We start from the raw sequence: 6050 nt of genomic DNA, 5'->3' as shown, positions 1-6050 counted from the left end.
TTCGTCGCTTTTCATTATAGGTCATATGGGACTTTTTTTCTACACTAAAAAAGGCTCCATATTTTCCACAGTGGAGTTACCCACTACAGAAATTATAGAGCCTTTTATTAGAAGGTTGTAGATTGGAACTGACGGTAGGCAGTATTCTTTGTGAATTTGAAAAAAATTGATAGAATTAGGTATTTGATATAAAGATAGACTATAACAGGTCTTTAAAAATATCTATTTGAACGGTTATGGTTTTTCTGTTATGATAGAACGGTAGTAATATAAGGAGGAAGAATGTCAAATAACTTACTTGTTTTACAATCAGATTTTGGATTAGTTGATGGTGCGGTATCAGCTATGATTGGTGTAGCACTTCAAGAATCAAGAGATCTTGTTGTTCACAATCTGACGCACTATATTACCCCCTACAATATTTTTGAGGGCTCATATCGTCTCTTCCAGACAGTGGAATACTGGCCGGAGGGAACAACTTTTGTTTCGGTTGTTGATCCAGGTGTGGGTTCCAAGAGAAAAAGCGTTGTTGCCCTAACTAATAAAAATCAGTATATTGTCACACCAGATAATGGAACCCTATCTTTTATTAAGAAACATGTTGGGATTAAAGCTGTTAGGGAAATCTCAGAAGTCGCTAATCGTCGTGCGAATACCGAGCATTCTTATACGTTCCATGGACGAGATGTTTATGCTTATACGGGTGCAAAATTAGCGTCAGGGCATATTAGTTTTGAAGAGGTTGGACCAGAACTTAGTGTGGAACATATTGTCGAGATCCCAACTGTAGAAACAGAAGTCGGCTCTGATTTTGTCAAAGGTGCTATTGATATTCTTGATGTTAGATTTGGATCTCTTTGGACATCAGTCACTCGTGAAGAATTTTATACTCTTTTGCCAGAATTTGGAGATCGCTTTGAGGTAACGATTTACAATAATGATATGCTTGTCTACCAGAATCAGGTAACATATGGAAAATCATTTGCGGATGTGCGCATAGGTCAACCCTTGCTCTATATCAACTCACTTTATCGTGTTGGACTTGCAATTAATCAAGGATCGTTCGCCAAAGCTTATAATGTCGGTGTCGGTCAGAACTGGCATATTGAAATTAGACGTATTGTCAATTAATTACTTTATTTTACAAGGAGACTTATAATGAAAAATAATTCGATTAAAACTGTTGTTGCAACTGGTATTGGTGCTGCTCTTTTTGTTGTAATTGGCTTGGTAATCAATATTCCAACCTTTGTACCAAATACGAGCATCCAGCTTCAATATGCTGTTCAGGCTCTTCTATCCATTCTTTTTGGTCCTGTTGTTGGATTCTTTGTTGGATTTATTGGTCATGCTCTTAAAGACTCTATTCAGTACGGTCCATGGTGGTCTTGGATTTTAGCTTCAGGTGTATTTGGGCTTGTTGTGGGTGTAGCAAAAAGTCGTCTTCGTATCCAAGAAGGAATTTTTGAAGGCAAAGACATCCTTGTGTTCAATGTCTTCCAGATTGTGGCAAACATTGTTTCTTGGGGTATCATTGCTCCAGTACTAGACATCGTTATTTATAGCGAACCTGCTAATAAAGTTTTTGTACAAGGTTTAGTTGCGGGCATTGCAAATAGTGTTACTGTTGCTATTGCAGGTACGATTTTATTGGTTGTGTATGCGAGAACACAAGTAAAATCTGGTAGCCTATCAAAAGACTAATAAAATAGGATGAGCTGTTACAAAACAGTTCATTTTTTCGTTGTGAAATATCAATATAGTTTTTTGTTGTATCAAAACAGGTTTCAGTTCAGATTTTTGTAATATTGACTGGTACACGATATAATCTTAGAGAGTCATTTATTAGAAATGATAGAGTTATATAATCTATTGCAAAGATTGAAAAGGAGAAATTATGTCAAAAGACATTCGTGTATTACTTTATTATAAATATATCCCAATTGAAAATGCGGAAGCCTATGCTGCTGAGCATCTAGCTTTCTGTAAGTCTATCGGACTCAAAGGACGTATCTTGATTGCTGATGAGGGAATCAACGGTACTGTCTCTGGTGATTATGAAACAACACAAAAATACATGGACTATGTTCATGCAAACCCATTGTTCAGCGACTTGTGGTTTAAGATTGACGAAGAAAATGAGCAAGCTTTCAAGAAAATGTTTGTTCGTTATAAAAAAGAAATTGTTCACCTTGGTTTGGAAGACAGCGACTTTGACAACGATATAGATCCACTTGTAACAACAGGTGCCTACTTGTCACCAAAAGAGTTCAAAGAAGCTCTCTTGGATGAAGATACAGTTGTTTTGGATACGCGTAATGACTACGAGTACGACCTAGGGCATTTCCGAGGTGCGATCCGCCCAGACATCCGCAACTTCCGTGAATTGCCACAATGGGTCCGTGATAACAAAGAGAAATTTATGGACAAGCGTGTAGTTGTATACTGTACTGGTGGTGTTCGCTGTGAGAAATTCTCGGGCTGGATGGTTCGTGAAGGTTACAAGGATGTCGGTCAGCTTCACGGTGGTATCGCAACCTATGGTAAAGACCCAGAAGTTCGTGGCGAATTGTGGGATGGTAAGATGTACGTCTTTGACGAGCGTATTATGGTTGATGTTAACCATGTTAACCCAGTTGTCGTTGGTAAGGACTGGTTCGATGGCACACCATGTGAGCGCTATGTCAACTGTGGCAATCCATTCTGTAACCGTCGTATTTTGACATCGGAAGAAAATGAGCACAAGTATGTTCGTGGCTGTTCAGCTGAATGTCGTGCTCATGAGCGTAACCGCTACATTGTTGAAAATGGTTTGACACGACAGGAATGGGCAGAACGATTGGAAGCAATCGGGGAGAGTTTGGCGCCTGTAAATGCTTAAAAAATAAATTGCATTGAGAAATCAGTGCAATTTTTATTATAAATGACATTTCTGATTGAGAAATATTGACAGAACATCTTCACAAAGGTGGAATCTAGTGATTCTTCCTTTTTTTCAAAGCCAATTTACGTTATAATGGTTCTATGAAAAAAATCATTGAATTTAAAGATTTTACATTTAAATATCAGGCACAGCAGGAGCCAACTTTAAAGGATATTCAACTATCCATTTATCAAGGGGAGAAAGTCTTAATCATTGGACCTTCTGGCTCCGGAAAGTCAACGTTAGGGCAGTGTCTCAATGGCATTATTCCCAACATTTATAAGGGAGAACACAGTGGGAGCCTGATTTTGGATGGTCAGGAGGCTTTTGATTTATCAGTTTATGATAAATCTTTACTAGTATCAACAGTACTTCAAGATACAGATGGACAGTTTGTTGGTTTGTCGGTTGCAGAAGATCTTGCCTTTGCCCTAGAAAATGATATGGAAAGTCAACAGATCATGCATCAAAAAATAGGGGAGTGGGCAGAAAAATTGTCACTTACAGACTTATTGGCCCATCGGCCACAAGATTTATCTGGAGGTCAAAAGCAATGTGTCAGTTTAGCTGGAGTGTTAATAGATGGGAGCCCTATTTTATTGTTTGATGAACCACTTGCTAATTTGGATCCTAAATCAGGTCAGGATACGATTGATTTGATTGACCGACTGCATCGACAAGAAGGCACCACAACGATTATTATTGAACATCGTTTAGAAGATGTCTTGTACTGTCATGTGGATCGGGTGGTATTGATAAATGATGGTCAAATTTTATTTAACGGAAACCCAGATCAATTATTGAAGACTTCCTTGTTACAAGAAAATGGGATACGTGAACCTCTCTATATTTCTACTCTTCGAGCGTTGGGTTATCCAATTGAAGACGCAGAGCATCTTGCTTCAGTATGGGAGGTTGATGTAGCATCCTTGACTGTTGGTCAACTACCAGCTTTGCATTTTGAAAGTGAGTCAGAGGAAGTATTATTAGAAACAAACCATCTACATTTTTCCTATCCAGAGAAGCAGGTGTTAAAAGATATTAACCTTACCATTCATAAGGGTGAGCGGTTGGCAATTGTCGGAAAGAATGGTGCTGGCAAATCTACCTTAGCTAAGGCACTTTGTGGCTTTATTCGGCCAGAGGGAGAAATTCTTTGGAAAGGTCAATCTATTCAGGATGATTCTATTAAAGAGCGTGCGGAGCGTATTGGATATGTTCTTCAAAATCCTAACCAGATGATAAGTCAAAATATGATTTTTGATGAGGTGGCACTTGGCCTCCGTTTGCGAGGAGTAGATGAGGAAGTAGTTGAACAGCGCGTTCTCAATATATTAGAAGTTTGTGGCTTATACCCTTTCCGTAAATGGCCTATATCGGCACTTTCCTATGGTCAGAAAAAAAGGGTGACGATTGCTTCTATCTTGGTTCTCAATCCGGAAATCATTCTCCTGGACGAGCCGACAGCTGGGCAGGATCAGCGACATTATCGAGAAATGATGGATTTTTTGGACCAATTAAATGCTAAAGGGCATACCATTGTCATGATTACCCATGATATGCAACTCATGCTGGATTATTCAGACAGAGCAGTTGTAGTGGTAGATGGGCAGATTATTGAAGATGCTAGTCCAGCAGAAATATTATCAGATGTTGCTGTGATAGAACAGGCCAGTTTGAAAGAAACCTCTATATTCCATTTGGCAGAACGTCTTAGAGTGAATCCTTTAGAGTTGACGATGTGTTATATGCAAGAAGAGAGGAGGAACTGATGAATCGCCAGTCATTAATTGGTTATCGTAATGGACAAGGTTTTATCTACAGTCTTTCAGCAGTCAGTAAATTATTGTTCTTTCTAGCTTTTTCCGTCGTTGCGATGGTTACCTACGATACTCGTCTTATTTTATGCATTGCCGTGTTTTCCGTCAGCCTGTTTAAATTATCGGGCATTCGTTATCGGGATGTTTCCTTTGTTCTCTTGTTTACAACAGTATTTGCCTTGCTGAACGCATTGATGGTGTATCTATTTGCCCCAACTTATGGTGTGACTTTATATGGAGCAGAGACCGTTTTGTGGTCGGGGATTGGGACTTATTCTATTACGAGCCAGCAACTATTTTATCTGCTCAATTTGTTATTGAAATATTTTTGTACTGTTCCTGTTGCCTTGATTTTTTTAATGACCACTCATCCCAGTCAGTTTGCATCAAGTTTGAATAAAATTGGGGTTTCATATAAAGTCGCTTATGCAGTAAATCTGACTATGAGGTATATTCCAGATATCCAAGAAGAATTTTATACGATTCGGATGTCACAAGAGGCACGGGGTCTAGAGTTGTCTAAAAAAGGGAGATTAGTGGATCGGATAAAAGGGAATTTATCACTTGTAATCCCATTGATTTTCAGTTCTTTGGAACGAATTGATACCATATCAACTGCGATGGAATTACGGCGCTTTGGAAAAAATAAAAAGAGAACCTGGTACACCTACCAGCCTCTGAAACAAATGGATTACATCGTCTTAATTATCATTTTCTTCCTCATAGGCATTACCATTACCCTCTTTATTGCAAATCAGGGGAGATTTTATAATCCGTGGAAGTGAAATGATGAAGTTTATCAAATAATCAACTTTTATTGTTGACAAATGATGATTATCCTGTTAAAATAGATAATGTAAATAAGTTTAGAGTTTAAGTATCAGTTTCATCTTTTGTTTTTCTCTTGATTCGTTTTACAAATAAATAAAAAGAGGTAACAAAAATGGTACAAGGTACAGTCAAATGGTTTAATGCAGAAAAAGGATTTGGTTTTATTTCACAAGAAAGTGGACCAGATGTATTTGCACACTTTTCTGAAATTCAGTCTAATGGTTTCAAATCTTTGGAAGATGGTCAAAAAGTGAATTTTGAAGTGGAGCAAGGCCAACGTGGTCTTCAAGCAACCAATATTACAAAAATTGGATAATAAAAGAGCGGGTTTCTTAGTGAAACTCGCTTTTCTTGTGGGCTCTTTGTCAACTGTAGTGGGTAGATGAAAAGCTAACACCTAGAGGCTGGGCAAAAACTAGCCAGTAAATAAAAAACACAGATAGATTCAAGCTGATTTTGATGAAATTCAGCCGAAC

Annotated in this window: 6 protein-coding genes; all 6 read left to right on the top strand. The window is 38.2% G+C overall.

Annotated elements, in window-relative coordinates; all coding sequences use genetic code 11:
• The first annotated feature begins 282 nt into the window (after positions 1-282).
• A complete protein-coding gene (locus ACPC57_RS11200; RefSeq protein ID WP_171989485.1) occupies positions 283-1131 on the top strand; it encodes an SAM hydrolase/SAM-dependent halogenase family protein in 849 nt (282 codons plus the stop codon).
• Positions 1132-1158: 27 nt separating this feature from the next.
• Complete coding sequence (locus ACPC57_RS11195; protein WP_174846447.1) at positions 1159-1704, top strand: ECF-type riboflavin transporter substrate-binding protein; 546 nt, start codon at positions 1159-1161, stop codon at positions 1702-1704.
• 193 nt (positions 1705-1897) lie between these two features.
• The gene (locus ACPC57_RS11190) at positions 1898-2881 is read left to right on the top strand and encodes a rhodanese-related sulfurtransferase (protein WP_277837716.1); all 984 of its coding nucleotides are present in this window, start codon (positions 1898-1900) and stop codon (positions 2879-2881) included.
• Positions 2882-3024: 143 nt separating this feature from the next.
• Complete coding sequence (locus tag ACPC57_RS11185; protein WP_434066977.1) at positions 3025-4695, top strand: ABC transporter ATP-binding protein; 1671 nt, start codon at positions 3025-3027, stop codon at positions 4693-4695.
• Positions 4695-5528 (top strand): energy-coupling factor transporter transmembrane component T family protein, encoded by an 834-nt coding sequence (locus ACPC57_RS11180; protein ID WP_434066976.1) that lies wholly within the window; start codon positions 4695-4697, stop codon positions 5526-5528. Before ACPC57_RS11185 ends, ACPC57_RS11180 begins: the two co-directional genes overlap by 1 nt.
• 158 nt (positions 5529-5686) lie before the next feature.
• Positions 5687-5890, top strand: a complete 204-nt coding sequence (locus tag ACPC57_RS11175) for a cold-shock protein (protein WP_006531071.1) — start codon at positions 5687-5689, stop codon at positions 5888-5890.
• Positions 5891-6050 lie beyond the last annotated feature (160 nt).

This window comes from Streptococcus sp. VTCC 12886 (genome assembly GCF_049893425.1).
Lineage (GTDB): Bacteria > Bacillota > Bacilli > Lactobacillales > Streptococcaceae > Streptococcus > Streptococcus suis_AA.
The sequence above is the reverse complement of the archived record's forward strand: the minus strand, read 5'-3'. Positions and strand labels throughout refer to the sequence as shown.

Excerpts from the sequence above, each read along its gene's own strand:
- ACPC57_RS11200 (WP_171989485.1), top strand. The coding sequence starts at position 283 with ATGTCAAATAACTTACTTGTTTTACAATCAGATTTTGGATTAGTTGAT.
- ACPC57_RS11195 (WP_174846447.1), top strand. The coding sequence starts at position 1,159 with ATGAAAAATAATTCGATTAAAACTGTTGTTGCAACTGGTATTGGTGCT.
- ACPC57_RS11190 (WP_277837716.1), top strand. The coding sequence starts at position 1,898 with ATGTCAAAAGACATTCGTGTATTACTTTATTATAAATATATCCCAATT.
- ACPC57_RS11185 (WP_434066977.1), top strand. The coding sequence starts at position 3,025 with ATGAAAAAAATCATTGAATTTAAAGATTTTACATTTAAATATCAGGCA.
- ACPC57_RS11180 (WP_434066976.1), top strand. The coding sequence starts at position 4,695 with ATGAATCGCCAGTCATTAATTGGTTATCGTAATGGACAAGGTTTTATC.
- ACPC57_RS11175 (WP_006531071.1), top strand. The coding sequence starts at position 5,687 with ATGGTACAAGGTACAGTCAAATGGTTTAATGCAGAAAAAGGATTTGGT.